General features: G+C 69.0%; 16 protein-coding genes. 5 read left to right on the forward strand and 11 right to left on the reverse strand.

Going from position 1 to position 15,534, the window contains the following annotated elements; translation table 11 throughout:
* Positions 1-12 precede the first annotated feature (12 nt).
* From HSX43_RS13810 to HSX43_RS13825, 4 genes are read left to right on the forward strand one after another with little or no spacing between them, the layout of a single operon-like run.
* On the forward strand, positions 13-1,089 hold the full coding sequence (locus HSX43_RS13810; RefSeq protein ID WP_179380734.1) for an ABC transporter permease: 1,077 nt from the start codon (positions 13-15) through the stop codon (positions 1,087-1,089).
* 3 nt (positions 1,090-1,092) lie between these two features.
* Complete coding sequence (locus tag HSX43_RS13815; protein ID WP_179380735.1) at positions 1,093-1,866, forward strand: ATP-binding cassette domain-containing protein; 774 nt, start codon at positions 1,093-1,095, stop codon at positions 1,864-1,866.
* Position 1,867: 1 nt separating this feature from the next.
* The gene (iolG, locus tag HSX43_RS13820) at positions 1,868-2,869 is read left to right on the forward strand and encodes an inositol 2-dehydrogenase (RefSeq protein WP_179380736.1); all 1,002 of its coding nucleotides are present in this window, start codon (positions 1,868-1,870) and stop codon (positions 2,867-2,869) included.
* Positions 2,869-3,078, forward strand: a complete 210-nt coding sequence (locus HSX43_RS13825; protein ID WP_179380737.1) for a hypothetical protein — start codon at positions 2,869-2,871, stop codon at positions 3,076-3,078. Before iolG ends, HSX43_RS13825 begins: the two co-directional genes overlap by 1 nt.
* 27 nt (positions 3,079-3,105) lie before the next feature.
* Here the strand turns inward: HSX43_RS13825 and HSX43_RS13830 are convergent, their stop codons facing one another.
* The 6 genes from HSX43_RS13830 to HSX43_RS13855 form a co-directional block, all read right to left on the reverse strand.
* Positions 3,106-4,044: an acetamidase/formamidase family protein gene (locus HSX43_RS13830; protein WP_179380738.1), complete on the reverse strand. Its 939-nt coding sequence runs from the start codon at positions 4,042-4,044 to the stop codon at positions 3,106-3,108.
* 217 nt (positions 4,045-4,261) lie between these two features.
* A complete protein-coding gene (gene cynS, locus HSX43_RS13835; protein ID WP_235962661.1) occupies positions 4,262-4,732 on the reverse strand; it encodes a cyanase in 471 nt (156 codons plus the stop codon).
* Positions 4,733-4,754: 22 nt separating this feature from the next.
* The gene (locus HSX43_RS13840; protein ID WP_179380739.1) at positions 4,755-5,228 is read right to left on the reverse strand and encodes a nuclear transport factor 2 family protein; all 474 of its coding nucleotides are present in this window, start codon (positions 5,226-5,228) and stop codon (positions 4,755-4,757) included.
* A 9-nt stretch (positions 5,229-5,237) separates the two neighbouring features.
* Positions 5,238-6,140, reverse strand: a complete 903-nt coding sequence (locus HSX43_RS13845; RefSeq protein ID WP_179380740.1) for an ABC transporter ATP-binding protein — start codon at positions 6,138-6,140, stop codon at positions 5,238-5,240.
* 9 nt (positions 6,141-6,149) lie between these two features.
* Positions 6,150-6,986, reverse strand: a complete 837-nt coding sequence (ntrB, locus tag HSX43_RS13850) for a nitrate ABC transporter permease (protein ID WP_179380741.1) — start codon at positions 6,984-6,986, stop codon at positions 6,150-6,152.
* Between the two features lie 3 nt (positions 6,987-6,989).
* A complete protein-coding gene (locus tag HSX43_RS13855; protein WP_179380742.1) occupies positions 6,990-8,381 on the reverse strand; it encodes a CmpA/NrtA family ABC transporter substrate-binding protein in 1,392 nt (463 codons plus the stop codon).
* Between the two features lie 202 nt (positions 8,382-8,583).
* On the opposite strand from HSX43_RS13855, the gene HSX43_RS13860 reads away from it, so the two are divergent.
* On the forward strand, positions 8,584-10,428 hold the full coding sequence (locus tag HSX43_RS13860) for a sigma 54-interacting transcriptional regulator (protein WP_179380743.1): 1,845 nt from the start codon (positions 8,584-8,586) through the stop codon (positions 10,426-10,428).
* Positions 10,429-10,451: 23 nt separating this feature from the next.
* Here the strand turns inward: HSX43_RS13860 and HSX43_RS13865 are convergent, their stop codons facing one another.
* From HSX43_RS13865 to HSX43_RS13885, 5 genes are read right to left on the reverse strand one after another with little or no spacing between them, the layout of a single operon-like run.
* On the reverse strand, positions 10,452-11,141 hold the full coding sequence (locus tag HSX43_RS13865; RefSeq protein WP_179380744.1) for a FadR/GntR family transcriptional regulator: 690 nt from the start codon (positions 11,139-11,141) through the stop codon (positions 10,452-10,454).
* Positions 11,138-11,872 (reverse strand): DUF1028 domain-containing protein, encoded by a 735-nt coding sequence (locus HSX43_RS13870; RefSeq protein WP_179380745.1) that lies wholly within the window; start codon positions 11,870-11,872, stop codon positions 11,138-11,140. Before HSX43_RS13870 ends, HSX43_RS13865 begins: the two co-directional genes overlap by 4 nt.
* A 9-nt stretch (positions 11,873-11,881) precedes the next feature.
* Complete coding sequence (locus HSX43_RS13875; protein WP_179380746.1) at positions 11,882-13,669, reverse strand: gamma-glutamyltransferase family protein; 1,788 nt, start codon at positions 13,667-13,669, stop codon at positions 11,882-11,884.
* Positions 13,670-13,680: 11 nt separating this feature from the next.
* Positions 13,681-14,550, reverse strand: coding sequence for an ABC transporter permease (locus HSX43_RS13880; protein ID WP_179380747.1), 870 nt, complete (start codon positions 14,548-14,550; stop codon positions 13,681-13,683).
* Complete coding sequence (locus HSX43_RS13885) at positions 14,550-15,494, reverse strand: ABC transporter permease (protein ID WP_179380748.1); 945 nt, start codon at positions 15,492-15,494, stop codon at positions 14,550-14,552. Before HSX43_RS13885 ends, HSX43_RS13880 begins: the two co-directional genes overlap by 1 nt.
* Between the last annotated feature and the right edge of the window lie 40 nt (positions 15,495-15,534).

Raw genomic sequence — 15,534 nt, forward strand, 5'->3', positions numbered from 1 at the left:
GAGGGAGAAGAGATGGCCGAGACGACCCACGGGACCGGGGGCCTGACGTTCGACGCGAAGAAGCGGAGCTGGCCGAACGAGGCCAATGTCTTCATCGCACTGATCCTCATCATCCTCATCTTCGAGGGGCTGGGCGCGGTGTTCCGCGATCAGTCGTTCCTCTTCGATTTCAACGAGGCGCGCGACGGCACGATCCTCAACATGGCGCGCATCAAGATCATCATCCTGCAGGTCTCGATCATCGGGATCATCGCGCTCGGCGCGACGCAGGTGATCGTCTCGGGCGGCATCGACCTCTCGGCCGGGTCGGTCGTGGGGATGACGGCCATGGTCACGATGAGCTTCGCGCAGACCGAGCTCGTCAACGGCAACCCGAACCCCAAGGCGCTCTTCGGGCCGGCGTTCATGGACCTGCCGGCGCTGGTGCCGGTGCTCGTGGGCCTTCTGGTGGGGACGGGGGCCGGCCTCGTGAACGGGGCGCTCGTGGCCTATACGCGCATCCCGCCCTTCATCGCGACGCTCGGCATGATGGTCGCGGCCCGCGGCGCGGCGCAATGGTGGACGCGGGGGCAGCCGATCTCGTTCCCGACCGAGGGCTTCGCGGCCATCGGCGACGGGATGATGCCGGTCGTCTGGTTCGTGGGCCTCGCCATCCTGTTCCATTTTGTCCTGAAGTACACCGTCTATGGCAAGCACACCTATGCCATCGGCTCCAACGAGGACGCGGCGCGGATGTCGGGCATCAAGGTCGCCCGGCACAAGACGCTGGTCTATGCCATCGCGGGCGCGCTCGCCGGGTTCTCGGCCATCGTTCTGGCCTCGAAGAACCTGACGGCGCAGACGGGCATGGGGCTGATGTACGAGCTGGACGCGATCGCCATGGCGGTGATCGGGGGCGTGTCGCTCGCTGGCGGACGCGGGTCGATCATCGGCACGGTCATCGGGGCGCTCATCTTCGGGGTCATCATCTCGGGGTTCACCTTCCTGAGGCTCGACGCCTACTATCAGGAGATGGTGAAGGGCGTGATTATCGTCGGGGCCGTCGTGCTCGACCAATGGCGCCAGAGCCGCGCCGCTCTGAGGGGGTAGGACATGTCGGACATCATCCTGGAGACCCAGGGCCTGACCAAGCACTACGGCGGGGTCCACGCGCTGACGGATGCCAACTTCACCCTGCAGGCGGGCGAGCATGTCGCCATCATGGGCGACAACGGGGCCGGCAAGTCGACCTTCGTGCGACAGATCACGGGCGTGGAGATCCCGACGCGGGGCAAGATCATCTTCGACGGGGCGGAGCAGCATTTCGAGAACCCGATGGACGCGCGCGACGCGGGCATCGAGACGGTGTTCCAGACGCTTGCGTTGGCCGATGACCTGAACGTGCCCGACAACCTCTTCCTCGGTCGCGAGATCGTGAAGTTCAACCTCGGGCCGTTCTCGATCCTCGACTACAAGGCGATGCGGGAGGCGACGATGGCGGGCCTTGAGAAGACCGCCGTGAAGATCCCGAACGTCAACAACACGATCCGCAACATGTCGGGCGGGCAGCGGCAATGCGTGGCCATCGCGCGCACGGCGACGTTCCATTCGAAACTGACGATCATGGACGAGCCGACGGCCGCGCTCGGCGTGCAGGAGACGGCGCAGGTCGAGAACATCGTGCGCACCCTGAAGGAGGCGGGCGAGCCGCTCATCCTCATCAGCCACAACATGCGGCAGGTGATGGACCTCTGCGACCGGATCGTCGTCTTCCGGCGCGGGCGGATCGTGGCGAACCTGCGCAAGGAGGAGACCGACGGTCAGGACGTCGTGGCCTATATCACCGGCGCGAAGACGCAGCCCGAATACGACTACGAAGCCTCCTGACGTGGCCGTCCGTTTCGCCGTTCTTGGCGCGGGCCGCATCGGGCAGGTCCACGCCGATGCCATCGCGCGCGTGCCGGGCGCGGCCCTCGTGGCGGTGACCGACGCGATGCCGACGGCGGCCGAGGCCGTGGCCGCGCGCCATGGCTGCGCCGTGCGGAACATGGAGGGGATCGCGGCGTCGGGGGACGTGGATGCCGTCGTGGTCTGCACCCCCACGGACACGCACGCGGACCTGATCGAGCGGTTCACGGGGGCGGGCAAGGCCGTCTTCTGCGAGAAGCCCATCGACCTCGACCTCGGGCGGGTGAAGACCTGCCTGCGGGCGGTCGCGACGAACGGAGGCAGGCTCATGGTCGGGTTCCAGCGGCGCTTCGACCCGGATTTCCGCGCGCTCAAGGGGGTGATCGACGCGGGCGGCATCGGCGCGGTCGAGACGGTGACGCTCACATCCCGCGATCCGGGGCCGCCGCCCGTCGAATACATCGAACGCTCGGGCGGTATCTTCCGCGACATGACAATCCATGATTTCGACGTCGCGCGCTGGCTTCTGCCCGAGGAGCCGACGCATGTCTTCGCCGCCGCCTCCAACCTCGTCGACCCGGCCATCGGCGCGGCGGGCGACTGGGACACGGCGAATGTCGTGCTGACGACGCCCGGGGGCGCGCAGGCGACGATCGCCAATTCGCGTCGCGCGACCTATGGCTACGACCAGCGGATCGAGGTGCATGGCGCGGGCGGGTCGGTGCGCGCTGACAACCACCACACGACGCGGGTGGAGGTGGCGAATGCCGGCGGCTACACCCGCGCGCCGTTGCAGGATTTCTTCATGTCCCGCTACGCGGCGGCCTATGCGGCGGAGATCGCGGCCTTCGTCGCCGCGCTGGAGGCGGGCGGCGAGATGCCCACCACGGGTGAGGACGGGTTGCGCGCGCTGGCGCTGGCCGAGGCGGCGGTGCTCTCGGTGCGCGAGGGCCGGTCGGTCGCAATCTCCGAGGTGATGTGATGGCGAAGGGACGCGGGTTTCTCGATGTGCAGACGCCGTTCTTCGTGCCCGTCTGGCGGCGTGTGGTTGCCGTCGCCGTGCTGACCGGCTGGACGGGGATGGAGGTGGCGAACGGCGCGGTCTTCTGGGCCATCCTCTTCGGCAGCGCGGCGGCCTATCTGGGGTATCAGTTCTTCGTCGCCTGGGAGGATCCGGCGGAGGAGGAGTAGGGCGCGAACCAGGCCGGATGCCGCGCCTCAGAGTTGGCTCTTCGGCATCATCATGTGCACGCCCTTCTCGCGGTTCACCGTCTGCGTCACCCGCAGGTCGCCGGCGAGCGAGCAGAGCATGTAGGCCTCGGCCCAGCCGATCCCGAGCCGCTCCTCGACGAGCGCGATCATGTCCCGGGTCGCCGCCTCGGCGGCGGTGTCGAGGTCGGCATGGGTGGCGAGCGTGATCCAGTGGGTCGGCGTCTCGGCCCGGATGCGGGCGGGCAGGTCGTCGCGCAGGGTCAGGCGGAAGCGCCCCTCGAGCGCGGTCTCGATGGCGGTCACGTTGACCTCCCCGTCGCCCTGCGCGCCGTGACCGTCGCCCACCGAGAAGAGCGCGCCCTCGGCATGGACGGGCAGGTAGAGCGTCGTGCCCGCGATCAGCTCCTTGCAGTCGAGGTTGCCGCCGTGGGCACGCGGCTCGATGGTGGAGATGCGGCCCCATGCCGGCGGCGGGGCCACGCCCATCACCCCGAAGAAGGGCGCGAGCGTCAGGTCGCGGCCCCAGGGCAGGCGCGCGGTGCCCGCCTCGGTGTCGAGCGGAATGTTGGTGTGGGTCAGCTCGCCGGTTTCGAGCGGCAGTGTCCCGGCGAGCGGGCGGCTGACGTTGTAGCCCCAGTCCTGCCGGAGCGCGACGTCGAGGATGTCGACCTGCAGCACCTGCCCCGGTTGCGCGCCGGTGATGGCGACGGGCCCGGTCAGGATGTGGCCGGGCAGGGCCGGGGGGCCGGCTGCGTGGATCGCGTGAAGCTCGGGCGGGACGTGGAAGCCCGCCGGCGGCAGGACCGCCTCGGTCCCCGAGACGGTGCGGATGGTGATCTCGTCGCCGCTCCCGATCTCGACCACGGGGGGCAGGGTAGCATCGAAGATGCCCCAGTGGATGGTCTCGGGCGTCGCGTCGAGGCGCGTTTCGGTCTTCGCGGGCATGGCGGCCTCCGGGTCGGGTCGGCCGGAGTGGACCGTGGACGTCGGCGGGGATCAAGGGGGAGATCGTCGGGTCGAGCGCGACGATGACGGTGCGCGGGACGCCGGCGATGCGCGGTCATGGTCGGGCCTGACCCGACCATCCCGGCAGTCTGAAGGACGAGACCGCCGGGTCAAGCCCGGCGGTGACGCGGTGCAGGTTCGCAGCGCGCGCCCGGGCCTACCAGGAGTTGTAGGCCAGGTACTTGCCCGACATCTCGACCTTCACGCGGTCGCCCTTCGGATGCTCGACCCGGGTGATCTGCATGTCGAAGTCGATCGCCGACATGATGCCGGTGCCGAACTTCTCCTCGATGAGCGCCTTGATGGTGGGGCCGTAGACGCCCACGATCTCGTAGAGGCGATAGATGCAGGGGTCGGTGGGCACCGATTGCTCCCAGACTTTGGTGGGCGGCTCGGCCAGCACGCCCGCGGCCTCCTGCGGCAGGCCCATGGCGGCGACGAGCGCCTTTGCCTTCTCCTCGGGGAAGGCGTTCATCCCCATGCAGGCCGAATGCGTCCAGACCGGGGACATGTCGATCGTCTCGGCGATCTGCTCCCAGGTCATCCCAGCCTGTTTCTTGGCCGAGAGGATCATCATCGTGACGTCGTCCTTGGTCATCATCTGGGGCACCTCGTAGGTATCTTTCATCGGGGGTCTCCTCTCCGGGGGGTCAAAGGCCGAGCTCGGTCAGCCCGGGATGGTCGTCGGGGCGGGGGCCCTGGGGCCAGCGGAAGAGCCGCGCGTCCCCGGCGATCGCCACGTCGTTGATGGAGGCGTGGCGCTCGGCCATGTGGCCCGAGGCGCTGAACCGCCAGTTCTCGTTGCCGTGCGCGCGGAACCACTGGCCGGTCGCGTCGTGCCATTCGTAGCAGAAGCGCACGGCGATCCGGTCGTCGCCATGGGCCCAGATCTCCTTGATGAGACGGTAGCCGTTTTCACGCGCCCACTTGGCGGTCAGGAAGGCCTCGACCTCCGCGCGCCCCTGGAGGAAGGTGTCGCGGTTGCGCCAGCGGGTGTCGGGCGTATAGGCGAGCGCCACCTTGGCGGGGTCGCGGGTGTTCCAGGCGTCTTCGGCGAGGCGGACCTTGCGGACCGCATCCTCCCGGGTGAAGGGCGGCAGGGGCGGGCGGGCGTCTTCGGTCATTGCTCCGCCTCAGTCGTTGACCGCGCGCAGGCGGGCCGCCGGCTCAGGTTCGGGCTCGGCCGTTTTGTCGATGCGCACGGTTTCGGGGCGGGTCGGCCCGGTGCCGTCCTGCGGCGTGCCCGCCATCTCCCTCGAACGCTGGCCGAGGAACTGCACCAGGTGGTTGCGGATCGGGTAGTAGTTTGGATGCTCCACGATGTCGGTGCGGTTGCGGGGCCGCGGGATCGTGATCTCGACCGACTCGGCCACCCTCGCGAACGGGCCATTCGACATCAGGAGAATGCGGTCGGCCAGCAGGATCGCCTCGTCGATGTCGTGGGTGATCATGAAGACGGTCTGTTCCGTCCCGCTCCAGATCTTCAGAAGCTCGTCCTGGATCGTGCCGCGGGTCAGCGCATCGAGCGCGCCGAAGGGCTCGTCGAGGAGAAGGAGCTTCGGGTGGTTCGCGAAGGCGCGGGCGATGGAGACCCGCTGCCGCATCCCGCCCGAGAGCTGGCTCGGCTTGCGGTGGATCGTGTCGCCCTCGAGGCCGACCATGGCGAGATACTTCCGCGACTCCTCGATCACCTGCGCCTTGGTCCAGTCGCGGTGCCGGGCGGCGACGCCGAAGGTGACGTTGCGCAGGGCGCTGAGCCAGGGCAGGAGCGAGTAGTTCTGGAACACCACGCCACGGTCGAGCGAGGGGCCGGAGACGGCGAAACCATCCATCTTGACGACGCCCGAGGTGGGCGCGGCGAGGCCGGCGAGGATGTTCATGATCGTCGACTTGCCGCAGCCGGAATGGCCGAGGATGACGACGAATTCGCCCTTCTCGACGCCGAAGCTGGCGTTCTCGAAGACGGTCATCTCGCCGCCCTGGCCGTCGGGGTAGCGCTGCGTCAGGTTTTCGATGCTCAGGTAGGGGGACGGCATGGGGCGCTCCTATTCCGCGAAGGCGACGGCGCGTTGCAAGCGGCCGAAGGCCAGGTCCAGCAACATGCCGACGACGCCGATCATCAGGATCGAGAAGATGACGGAGGTGAGATCGAGGTTGTTCCACTCGTTCCAGACGTAGTAGCCGATGCCGGTGCCCCCCACGAGCATCTCGGCCGCGACGATGACGAGCCAGGCGATGCCGATGGAGATGCGCATCCCCGTGACGATGGTGGGCGCGGCCGCCGGCAGGATGACGCGGAACGCGGTTTGCAACGCGCCGAGTTCATGGGTGCGGGCGACGTTCACCCAATCCTCGCGCACGCCGGCGACGCCGAAGGCGGTGTTGATGAGCATGGGCCAGATCGAACAGATGAAGATGACGAAGATCGCGCTCGCCTCCGAATCCTGGATGATGAAGAGCGCGAGCGGCATCCAGGCGAGCGGCGAGATCGGGCGCAGGACCTGGATGAAGGGGTTGAACGCCTTGTAGGCGACGGGCGACATGCCGATGAGGAAGCCGAGCGGGATGGCGATGGCGGCGGCCATCGCGTAGCCGGCGAGCACCCGGTAGATCGAATAGGCGATCTGGATGCCGATGCCCTTGTCGTTCGGGCCGGCGTCGTAGAACGGGTTCGACAGCTCCTCCCAGGCCTTGACGGCGATGGCGCTCGGCGGGGGCACGCCCGCCTTCTGCGCGCCGCCCCCGGTGAGCAGTTCATATTCGGTCAGCTCGCCCGCGACCTTCTGCGCGGGGATCGAGACCTCCCATGCCAGAAGGCCCACGACGAGGATGAGGAGCGACAGGATCGCCGCCCGCGCATTGAGGGAGAGCGTGTCGAACATCGCTCAGCCCTTCCTGCCGATGGCGAAGCTGTCGACGTAGGCCTCGGGCGTCTCGGGGTCGAAGGTCTTGCCCATGATCGTATGGGATTTGTAGGTGACGTCCGGGGCCTCGTAGCCCAGATCCTCCATCACCTTCTTGGCGTCGGCGGCGAGGTAGACCTGCTCGGCCACGGCCCTGTAGTCGATGTCGCCCTCGATATAGCCCCACCGCTTCATCTGCGTGAGGATCCAGACGCCCATGGAGTGCCAGGGGAAAGGGTCGAAGTCGATCCGGTCGGGCACGCGCTGCACCTCGCCCAGGCCGTCGGCATAGGTGCCGGTCAGCACCTGCTGCACCACGGGCACCGGCTGGTTGAGGTAGTTCGTCGGGCTGATCGCTTCGGCGATCTCGATGCGGTTGTCGGCGTTCTGGGCGTATTGCGTGGCGTCGATGATCGACTTCAGGAGCGCGCCGTAGGTGTTCGGCAGCTCCTCGGCGAAGGAGAGCGGCGCGGCGAAGGCGCAGCAGGGATGCCCCTCCCAGATGTCCTTGGTCAGGATGTGGATGAAGCCGATGCCCTCCCAGACGGCGCGCTGGTTGAAGGGGTCGGGCGAGAGATAGCCGTCGAGGTTGCCCGCCCGCAGGTTGGCGACCATCTCGGGCGGCGGCACGACGCGGATCTGGATGTCGACGTCTGGGTCGAGCCCGAACTCGGCCACGTAGTAGCGCAGCAGGAAGTTGTGCATCGAGTATTCGAAGGGCACGCCGAAGGTGAAGCCCTTCCACTGCGACGGGTCACGCTTGTCGAGGTGCTCGTTCGATAGCACGATCGCCTGGCCGTTGATGTTCTCGACCGCGGGCATGATGTAGGGCACCGCCGTCGAGCCCGCGCCGAGCGTCATGGCGAGCGGCATGGGCGTCAGCATGTGGCTCGCGTCGTATTCGCCAGAGAGCGACTTGTCGCGGGCAACGGCCCAGCCGGCGGTCTTGATGACCTGCGCGTTCAACCCGTAGCGCTCGTAGAAGCCCAGCGGCTGGGCCATGATGATGGGCGTCGCGCAGGTGATCGGGACGAAGCCGATGTTGAGGTCGGTCTTCTCGGGCGGGCCGAGTTCGTCGAGGATGGCGGCCTTGGCCTTCTCGAGCGGGAAGACGGAGGCGAGGGCCGCGGCGACGGTGCCGCCGCCGAGCATTCCCATGAAGGAGCGGCGGCCGATGTCGCTCTGCCCGAAGACGGAGCGGACGACGGCGCTTTCGATGGCGCGGTCGAGCATCTGCTCGGACGACATGGCCGCAGGCTCGATGTGGTCGGCGTCGTGCCCGTGACCGGCGAGGCAGCCCTCGCATCCGCAGTCGGCCCCGTGGCGCAGATCGGTCTTGTCGGAGAACGGGTTTCCAAGGCTCTTGATGGTCATCGGCGTCCCTCTGCTGGCGGTTCCTTGCACCACCTTGGCGGGAGCGCACGGTCGGAGAAAGCCGGTGCCCAATATTTGGGCGGCAAGAAAAATCAAACGTTAACAGATATATAAAACTAGAATGACGTCGGCGCGATTACGATAAATCGTAAATCACGAAATCTCGTGTTTCCGCGCCGAACACTGTCGCTAGGCTTGCCCCATGACCTCCGACGAATCCCTCCTCGCCGCGATCCCCGAAGCGGCGCTGATCCTCTGCACGGCGAGCGACCGCATCCTGCACGCCAATGCTCCCGCCGCCGCGCTCCTCGGGTTGCCGCGCGGGGAGGTGGCCCGCTTCGCACCCGTGCTCGGCGATGCGCTGCCGCGTTTCGTCGTCTTCGCCGGGGAGGTCGATCACCGGGGCGAGGCCTGGACCCGCGACATCCGCCTGCAGCCGCGCGGGGGCGACCCGATCCGCTGCGAGATCCGGGCGCGTCGCTTGCCGGAGGCTCCGGGGCAGCTTCTGCTGACGCTTTGCGATCTCGACGCCTTCGAGCGGCGCACGCGGATCACCGAGACGGCCGACCTCTACCGCGGCGGCTTCACCGAATGGGAGCGCGCGCAGGCCTTCTTCGCCGAGCTCGAGGGCCGCAGCCAGCTGATCCTCGACGCGGCGGGCGAGGGGATCTACGGGATCAACGCCGAGGGCAAGACCACCTTCGTCAACCGCGCCGCGCAGGAGATGCTGGGCTGGACCGATGCCGACCTGATGGGGCGCGACATCCACGCGATGATCCACCACCATCACCTGAACGGCGAGGTCTACCCGGCGCATGACTGCCCGATCTACCGCTCGTTCCGCTTCGAGCAGGTCAACCGGATCGAGGACGAGGTCTTCTGGCGCAAGGACGGGCGGCCGATCCGCGTGGAATACGTCTCCACGCCGATCTACGACCAGAAGATGCTGGCCGGGGCCGTCGTCATCTTTCGCGACATCACCGAGCGCAAGGAGAACGAGCAGAAACTGCGCAGCGCGATGGAGGAGGTCGCCGCGTTGCGCGACCGGCTGGAGCAGGAGAATGCCTATCTGCAGGCGGCGATCACGACCGAGCGGGCGCATCACGACATCATCGGCACCTCGCCCTTCATCCGCCAGATCGTCGCGCAGATCGACCTCGTGGCCGGGACGGATGCGACCGTGCTCATCTCGGGCGAGACGGGGACGGGCAAGTCCCTCGTGGCGGCGGAGATCCACAAGGCCGGGCCGCGCGCGCGGCGGCCGATGATCCACTTCACCTGCAGCTCCGTCGCGCCCGAGGAGGTGGAGGCGGAGCTCTTCGGTCAGCTGCGCGGGGCCTACGCGGGTGCGACGCGGGATGCGCCGGGCAAGCTGGAGCTGGCCCACGGCGGCACGCTCTACCTCGACGACGTGGAGGACCTGCCGCCCGAGACGCAGGGCAAGCTCCTGCATGCGCTGCAGACGAGCAGCGTCACGCGGCTCGGGGATACCCGCGCGCGGCCGCTCGACCTCCGCGTCATCGCCTCGACGACGCTCGCGCGCGGCCCCGCGCCGCAATCGCCCCGCCTGCGGGAAGGGCTGCGGCTCTTCCTCAATGTCTTCCCCATCACCTGTCCACCCCTGCGGCAGCGCCCCGAGGACATCCCGCCCCTTGCCGTCCACCTGCTGACGTTGGCGTGCCGGCGGCTCAACCGGCCGGTGCCGACGATCACCGAGCGGGTGATGCGCGCGCTGCAGGGCTACGACTGGCCGGGCAACGTGCTGGAGCTGCGCAACGTGATCGAGCGAGCGGCGATCGTCTCGGGCGACCGCAAGCTGATCGTCGATCCGGTGGGTGTGGGGCACGCGGGGGACAGCGGCGCGACCCCGATCCGCACCGAGGCCGAAATGCGCGACCTGATGCGCGGCAACCTGATCGCCGCGCTGCGCGAGACGGGGGGCCGGGTGTCGGGCGCGGGGGGCACGGCGGCGCTGCTGGGGGTGAAGCCGACGACGCTCTATTCCCGCATCCGCACGCTCGGGATCGCACCGGAGGACTGGGGCTAGGGGCCGGCGCTCCGCCCCTGGCGTCAGCCGGACGCCCGCATCGGTTCGCCTTCCAGGTCCAACTCGCCCTTAAGCGCGGCGAAGCGGGCGGACAGGTGGTCGTGCATCGCCTGCCGCGCGGCCTCGGGGTTGCGCGCGGCGATGGCGTCGATGAGGACGTCATGCTCGCTCTGCGGCACGGCGATGGAGGTGCGGGCCCGGGCCCGGGCCCGCAGCGCGACCCACTCGGGGTTCGAGCGGATCCGGTCGAGGAGAGCGAAGGCCGTCAGTAGCGGGCGGTTGCGTGCGCATTGCGCGATCAGCCGGTGGAGCGCGCCGTCCCAGAGTTCGATCGTCTGGGCGTCGGCGGCGACCTGGCGGTGGGCGAGGGTGCGCAGGCGGGCGATCTCCTCGTCGGTCATGCGAAGCGCGCAGAGTGCGGCGAGCTCCGGCTCGATGCAGAGCCGCGCCTCCATCACCTGCACGGCATCGGTCTCGCCGGCGATGCGCGCGGCAAGGTCGCCGGTCGGATCTTCGGGCTGACCGGCGAAGGTGCCGGAGCCCTGCCTGCGCCAGACGAGCCCCTCGGCCTCCAGCGCGTCGAGGGCCTGTCGGACGAGGCGCCGGGAGGTTCCGAAGCGCTCGGCCAGCGCACGTTCCGTCGGCAGGCGGCCGTCGGCGGGAAGTTCGGCCTCGATCAGGGCCATCAGGCTTTGTCTCAGGGGGTCCGTCATGGGTCCGTTGCGTGGGAGCGGCTGGGTTCGCCCGAGGCTACCCGCCGGGCCTCGGCCTCCGCAATGGCGCGGTCGATGTGATCGCGCGTCGGGCTGCCGGAGAAAGCGGCGCGCGTCGGCATCCCGAGGGTGAAATGCACGTAGCGTTCCTGTGCCACCTGCCACAGCCGTTGGAGTTCGCCCAGCGGGTCGGCGTGATCGTCGGCGCGGAGCGAGAGCCAGGGGTGATCCTCGCCCCGGTGGATCGTCAGCCCCGCGGCCTGCCGCCCCCGCTTGTCGCCGCCGGCGGCCTCGCCCGCCTGCATCGCGGCGAGGAGGCGTTCGGGAAGGGGGCCCGTCGAGGCGGCGAAGGCCTCGGAGGTGGCCTCGATAACCTCCGGTCCGGCCAGCATGTTGCCGGCGACGGAATGGTCGTCGCGGATGAGGTGGCCGCACCAGTCGACACAATCGTCGCCCGTGTGCGCGGCGAAGGTGCCCCGGGCGTCCAGCAGATGCGCCTGCCGGATGCCGCGGCCGTCGTCGCGGGCGACCAGATCGGCCAGCACCGCCTCTGCGGGCTCGGTTTCGAGCCGCGCGCGGCCTTCCGTGCCCCAGACGGGGTTGCAGAAGGCCTGACTGGCGACGGCGGTGCGCGCCCCGACGTAGGGCACGACGGCCCCGCAGGCGAAGAAGCGGGAGGCGACGGCGAGGCCGATCTCGTCTCCGTCACGGACGATGATGCTCCAGGTCATGGCGTCTCCTTACCGTCCGACCGCGTAGGCCTGCATGAGCCGTGGCGTCGCCGCCGCGCGCAATGTGCCGTCGGGGTCGCGCAGGGCGGCGGTCAGGCGCCCGACGGACCAGGGTTCCGCGACATGGACGATGTGACCCCGGGCGCGCAGGTCGGCGATGACGCTCTCGCCGAAATTCGGTTCGATCATCATCTCGCCGGGCTTGGCCTCGCGGGGGTAGAAACTTCCCTGGAAGTGCATGGAATGGAAGAGCGGCGCGTCCATGCAGGCCTGAAGTTCAATGTTCCAATGCACGAAGCGCAGGAACCAGATCAGCTGCCACTGATCCTGCTGATCGCCGCCGGGGGTGCCGAACACCATGCGGCGGCCGTCGGCGTGGGTGGCGAGCGTCGGCGTGAGCGTGGTGCGCGGGCGACGGCCGGGGGCGAGCGTCGTTGGCAACCCCTCCTCCAGCCAGAACATCTGCGCGCGGGAGTTGAGCGGGAAGCCGAGGCCCGGGACGACGGGGTTCGATTGCAGCCAGCCGCCCGAGGGCGTGGCGGCGACCATGTTGCCCTGGGCGTCGATGATGTCGAGGTGGACGGTATCGCCGCGCTTCTCGGTCAGGTGGGCCATGGTCGGTTCCTGCGGGGCGGCGTCGGCGGCCCCGAAGTCGCGGGCGGCGCGGGCGATGTAGGCATCGGCCAAATGCGCGAAGCCGGGCACGCGGCCCGGGCGCTGCTCGTGGCTGGCCTCTGCGCCGATCAGGCCCGCGCGCTCGGCGGCATAGGCGTCGGACAGGAGGTGATCCATGGGGATCGCACTGTCGTTCGGGTCGCCGTAGTAGGCCTCCCGGTCGGCATAGGCGAGCTTCATGGCCTCGATGACGGTATGGACGAACTCGGCCCCCATCGGGTCCATGGCGGCGATGTCGTGGTGCCTGAGGATGGCCAATGCCTGCAACAGGACCGGCCCCTGTCCCCAGGGGCCTGTCTTGTGGACGGTCCAGCCGTGGTAGTCGGTCGCAAGGCTCGGCTCGTGGGCGGCGCGCCAGCCGGCCATGTCGGCCCGGGTCAGGACGCCGCGGTGCGCGGCTCCCGATACGTCCATGACGTCGGTGTCGCGCACGAAGGCGTCGATCGCCTCGGCCACGAAGCCACCCGCCCATTCGTCGCGCGCCGCGTCGATCTGGGTCCCGCGGTCGTCGCCCGCTGCCTCCCCGGTCTCGACCAGGCGCGCGTAGGTGCGGGCGAGGTCGGGGTTGCGGAAGCGCTCGTGCGGCGCGGGGGCCTTGCCGCCTGGCGTCCAGACCTCGGCGGAGGAGGGCCAGTGCTCGGCGAAGTATTCGGCGAGGCCGGCGATGGTATTGGCGACGCGCGGCAGCACCGGATGGCCGTCGCGGGCGTAGCCGATGGCGGGGGCCATGACGTCGCGCAGGGTCATCGTGCCGTGGTCGCGCAGCATCAGCATCCAGCCGTCGAAGGCACCGGGGATGACCGTGGCGAGGTGGCCCGAGCCGGGGATGAGCGCGAGGCCCTGCGCCTTGTAGTGATCGACCGTCGCCCCGGCCGGTGCGGGGGCCTGCGCGCAGAGAACCTGTATCTCCTCGCCCGCCTTCTGGAAGATGGCGGGCATGTCGCCGGCGGGGCCGTTCAGGTGCGGCTCCACCACCTGCAGCGTCAGGCCGGTGGCGACGGCGGCGTCGAAGGCGTTGCCGCCCCGCTCCAGGATGCCCATGCCGACGGTCGAGGCGATCCAGTGGGTGGAGGTGACGACGCCGAAGGTGCCGCGGATCTCGGGTCGGGTGGTGAAGGTCATGGTTCGTCCGTTCAGTGTTCGCGCGGGTCGAGCGCATCGCGCAGCCCGTCGCCCAGGAGGTTGAAGCCGAGGACGACGAGGAAGATCGAGAGGCCCGGCCACATCGCCATCCACGGGGCCTGGTTGAGGAAGTTCTTTGCCGTGTTGAGCATCGACCCCCAGCTCGGAGCCGGTGGCTGCTGCCCGAGGCCAAGGAACGACAGCGATGCCTCGGCGATGATCGCGGTGGCGATTGTGAGCGTGGCCTGCACGAGGATCGGCGGCAGCACGTTCGGCAGGATATAGCGGCTGAGGATGAGGCGGGTCGGCAGGCCGATGGCGCGGGCGCTGTCGACGTAGTCCTCGACCTTGACGTTGATGACCTGCCCGCGCGTGAGCCGGATGAAGATCGGCGTGGCCGAGATGCCGATGGCGATCATCGCATTCGTGAGCGACGGCCCGAGGAAGGCGGCGAGCGCGATGGCGAGGATGAGGAAGGGCGCGGCAAGCAGGGCTTCGGTGCAGCGCGAGATGATCGCGTCGGTCCAGCCGCCGAAGTAGCCAGCCACGATGCCGAGCGGCACGCCGATGGCGACGGCGATGGCGACGGAGATGACCCCGGCGAGGAGCGACGCCTGCGCGCCCCAGACCATGCGGGAGAGGACATCGCGCCCGATCTCGTCGGTGCCCATCCAGTGCGCGGCCGACGGCGCCTTGCGCACCGCGGCCCAGTCGGTCGCCGCCGGGTCGGGGATCGGCAGGATCGGCGCGAGGAGGGCGATCGCGACGAAGAACACCACCAGCGCGCCGCCGAGCATCGCCGATTTGTGACTGCGGAACTTCTTCCAGACCCGGTTCTCGGGCTTCGGCAGATCGGGGGCGTTCGTCTCGGCGGCGACCATCAGGCGGCCCTCAATCTGGGGTTCAGGAGGAAATAGGCCATGTCGGCCAGGAGATTCATCACGATGAACCCCACGGCGGTGACGAGGACGATCCCCTGCACCACGGCGTAGTCGCGGTTGAAGACGGCGTCGACGACCAGTTTGCCGAAACCGGGTATGGTGAAGATCTGCTCGGTCAGGACGGCCCCGCCGATCAGCTCCCCGAAGAGGAGCGCGGTCAGCGTGACGATGGGCGTGAGCGCGTTGCGGAAGGCGTGCTTCAGGACGACGCGCTTCTCCGACAGGCCCTTGGCGCGGGCGGTGCGGACGTAATCCGAGGTCAGAACGCCCAGCATGGCCGAGCGCGTGTGCCGCATCAGGGTCGCGGCGAGCGCGGTGCCCAGCACGAAGGCCGGCATGAGCATGGTGCGGATCGATTGCCACAGGTCCTCGCCCGGCGGGACGTAGCCGGAGGCGGGCAGGAGCTGCCACTTCACCGAGACGAGGAGGATGAGCATGATGCCGAGCCAGAAGTTCGGGATCGAGAGGCCCGAGAGGGCGACGACGTTCGCCACGTAGTCGGTCACCGTGCCCTTGCGGTAGGCCGAGACGATGCCCGCCGGAATGCCGATGGCCAGCGCGAAGACGAGCGACATGATGGCAAGTTGCAGCGTCACCGGCAGCTTTTCGGCGATGAGCTCGGTCACCTGCTGGTTCGTGCGAAAGGAGGTGCCCAGATCGCCTCGCAGCGCGTTGCCGACCCAGGTCAGGTACTGCACCGGGATCGGGTCGTTCAGGCGGTACTTCTCGCGCAGGAACTCCAGCACCTCCGGGTCACGCTCCTCCCCGGCCAGTACGAGCAGCGGGTCGCCCGGCAGGAGCTTCTGCAGCGCGAAGACGAAGATCGAGATCAGGACGATCGTCGGGATCGCGATGGCGAGGCGGCGGAGGAAATAGGCGAGCATCGGGGGGCTTTCGCGGCTGTGTGCGGCCCGCCCCGGCGCG

The organism is Jannaschia marina (assembly GCF_013404595.1).
GTDB lineage: Bacteria > Pseudomonadota > Alphaproteobacteria > Rhodobacterales > Rhodobacteraceae > Jannaschia > Jannaschia marina.

Bases quoted from the DNA above. Each gene is read 5' to 3' on its own strand.
- HSX43_RS13810 (WP_179380734.1), top strand. From the start codon at position 13: ATGGCCGAGACGACCCACGGGACCGGGGGCCTGACGTTCGACGCGAAG.
- HSX43_RS13815 (WP_179380735.1), top strand. From the start codon at position 1,093: ATGTCGGACATCATCCTGGAGACCCAGGGCCTGACCAAGCACTACGGC.
- HSX43_RS13825 (WP_179380737.1), top strand. From the start codon at position 2,869: ATGGCGAAGGGACGCGGGTTTCTCGATGTGCAGACGCCGTTCTTCGTG.
- HSX43_RS13830 (WP_179380738.1), bottom strand. From the start codon at position 4,044: ATGCCCGCGAAGACCGAAACGCGCCTCGACGCGACGCCCGAGACCATC.
- cynS (WP_235962661.1), bottom strand. From the start codon at position 4,732: ATGAAAGATACCTACGAGGTGCCCCAGATGATGACCAAGGACGACGTC.
- HSX43_RS13840 (WP_179380739.1), bottom strand. From the start codon at position 5,228: ATGACCGAAGACGCCCGCCCGCCCCTGCCGCCCTTCACCCGGGAGGAT.
- HSX43_RS13845 (WP_179380740.1), bottom strand. From the start codon at position 6,140: ATGCCGTCCCCCTACCTGAGCATCGAAAACCTGACGCAGCGCTACCCC.
- ntrB (WP_179380741.1), bottom strand. From the start codon at position 6,986: ATGTTCGACACGCTCTCCCTCAATGCGCGGGCGGCGATCCTGTCGCTC.
- HSX43_RS13855 (WP_179380742.1), bottom strand. From the start codon at position 8,381: ATGACCATCAAGAGCCTTGGAAACCCGTTCTCCGACAAGACCGATCTG.
- HSX43_RS13860 (WP_179380743.1), top strand. From the start codon at position 8,584: ATGACCTCCGACGAATCCCTCCTCGCCGCGATCCCCGAAGCGGCGCTG.
- HSX43_RS13865 (WP_179380744.1), bottom strand. From the start codon at position 11,141: ATGACGGACCCCCTGAGACAAAGCCTGATGGCCCTGATCGAGGCCGAA.
- HSX43_RS13870 (WP_179380745.1), bottom strand. From the start codon at position 11,872: ATGACCTGGAGCATCATCGTCCGTGACGGAGACGAGATCGGCCTCGCC.
- HSX43_RS13875 (WP_179380746.1), bottom strand. From the start codon at position 13,669: ATGACCTTCACCACCCGACCCGAGATCCGCGGCACCTTCGGCGTCGTC.
- HSX43_RS13880 (WP_179380747.1), bottom strand. From the start codon at position 14,550: ATGGTCGCCGCCGAGACGAACGCCCCCGATCTGCCGAAGCCCGAGAAC.
- HSX43_RS13885 (WP_179380748.1), bottom strand. From the start codon at position 15,494: ATGCTCGCCTATTTCCTCCGCCGCCTCGCCATCGCGATCCCGACGATC.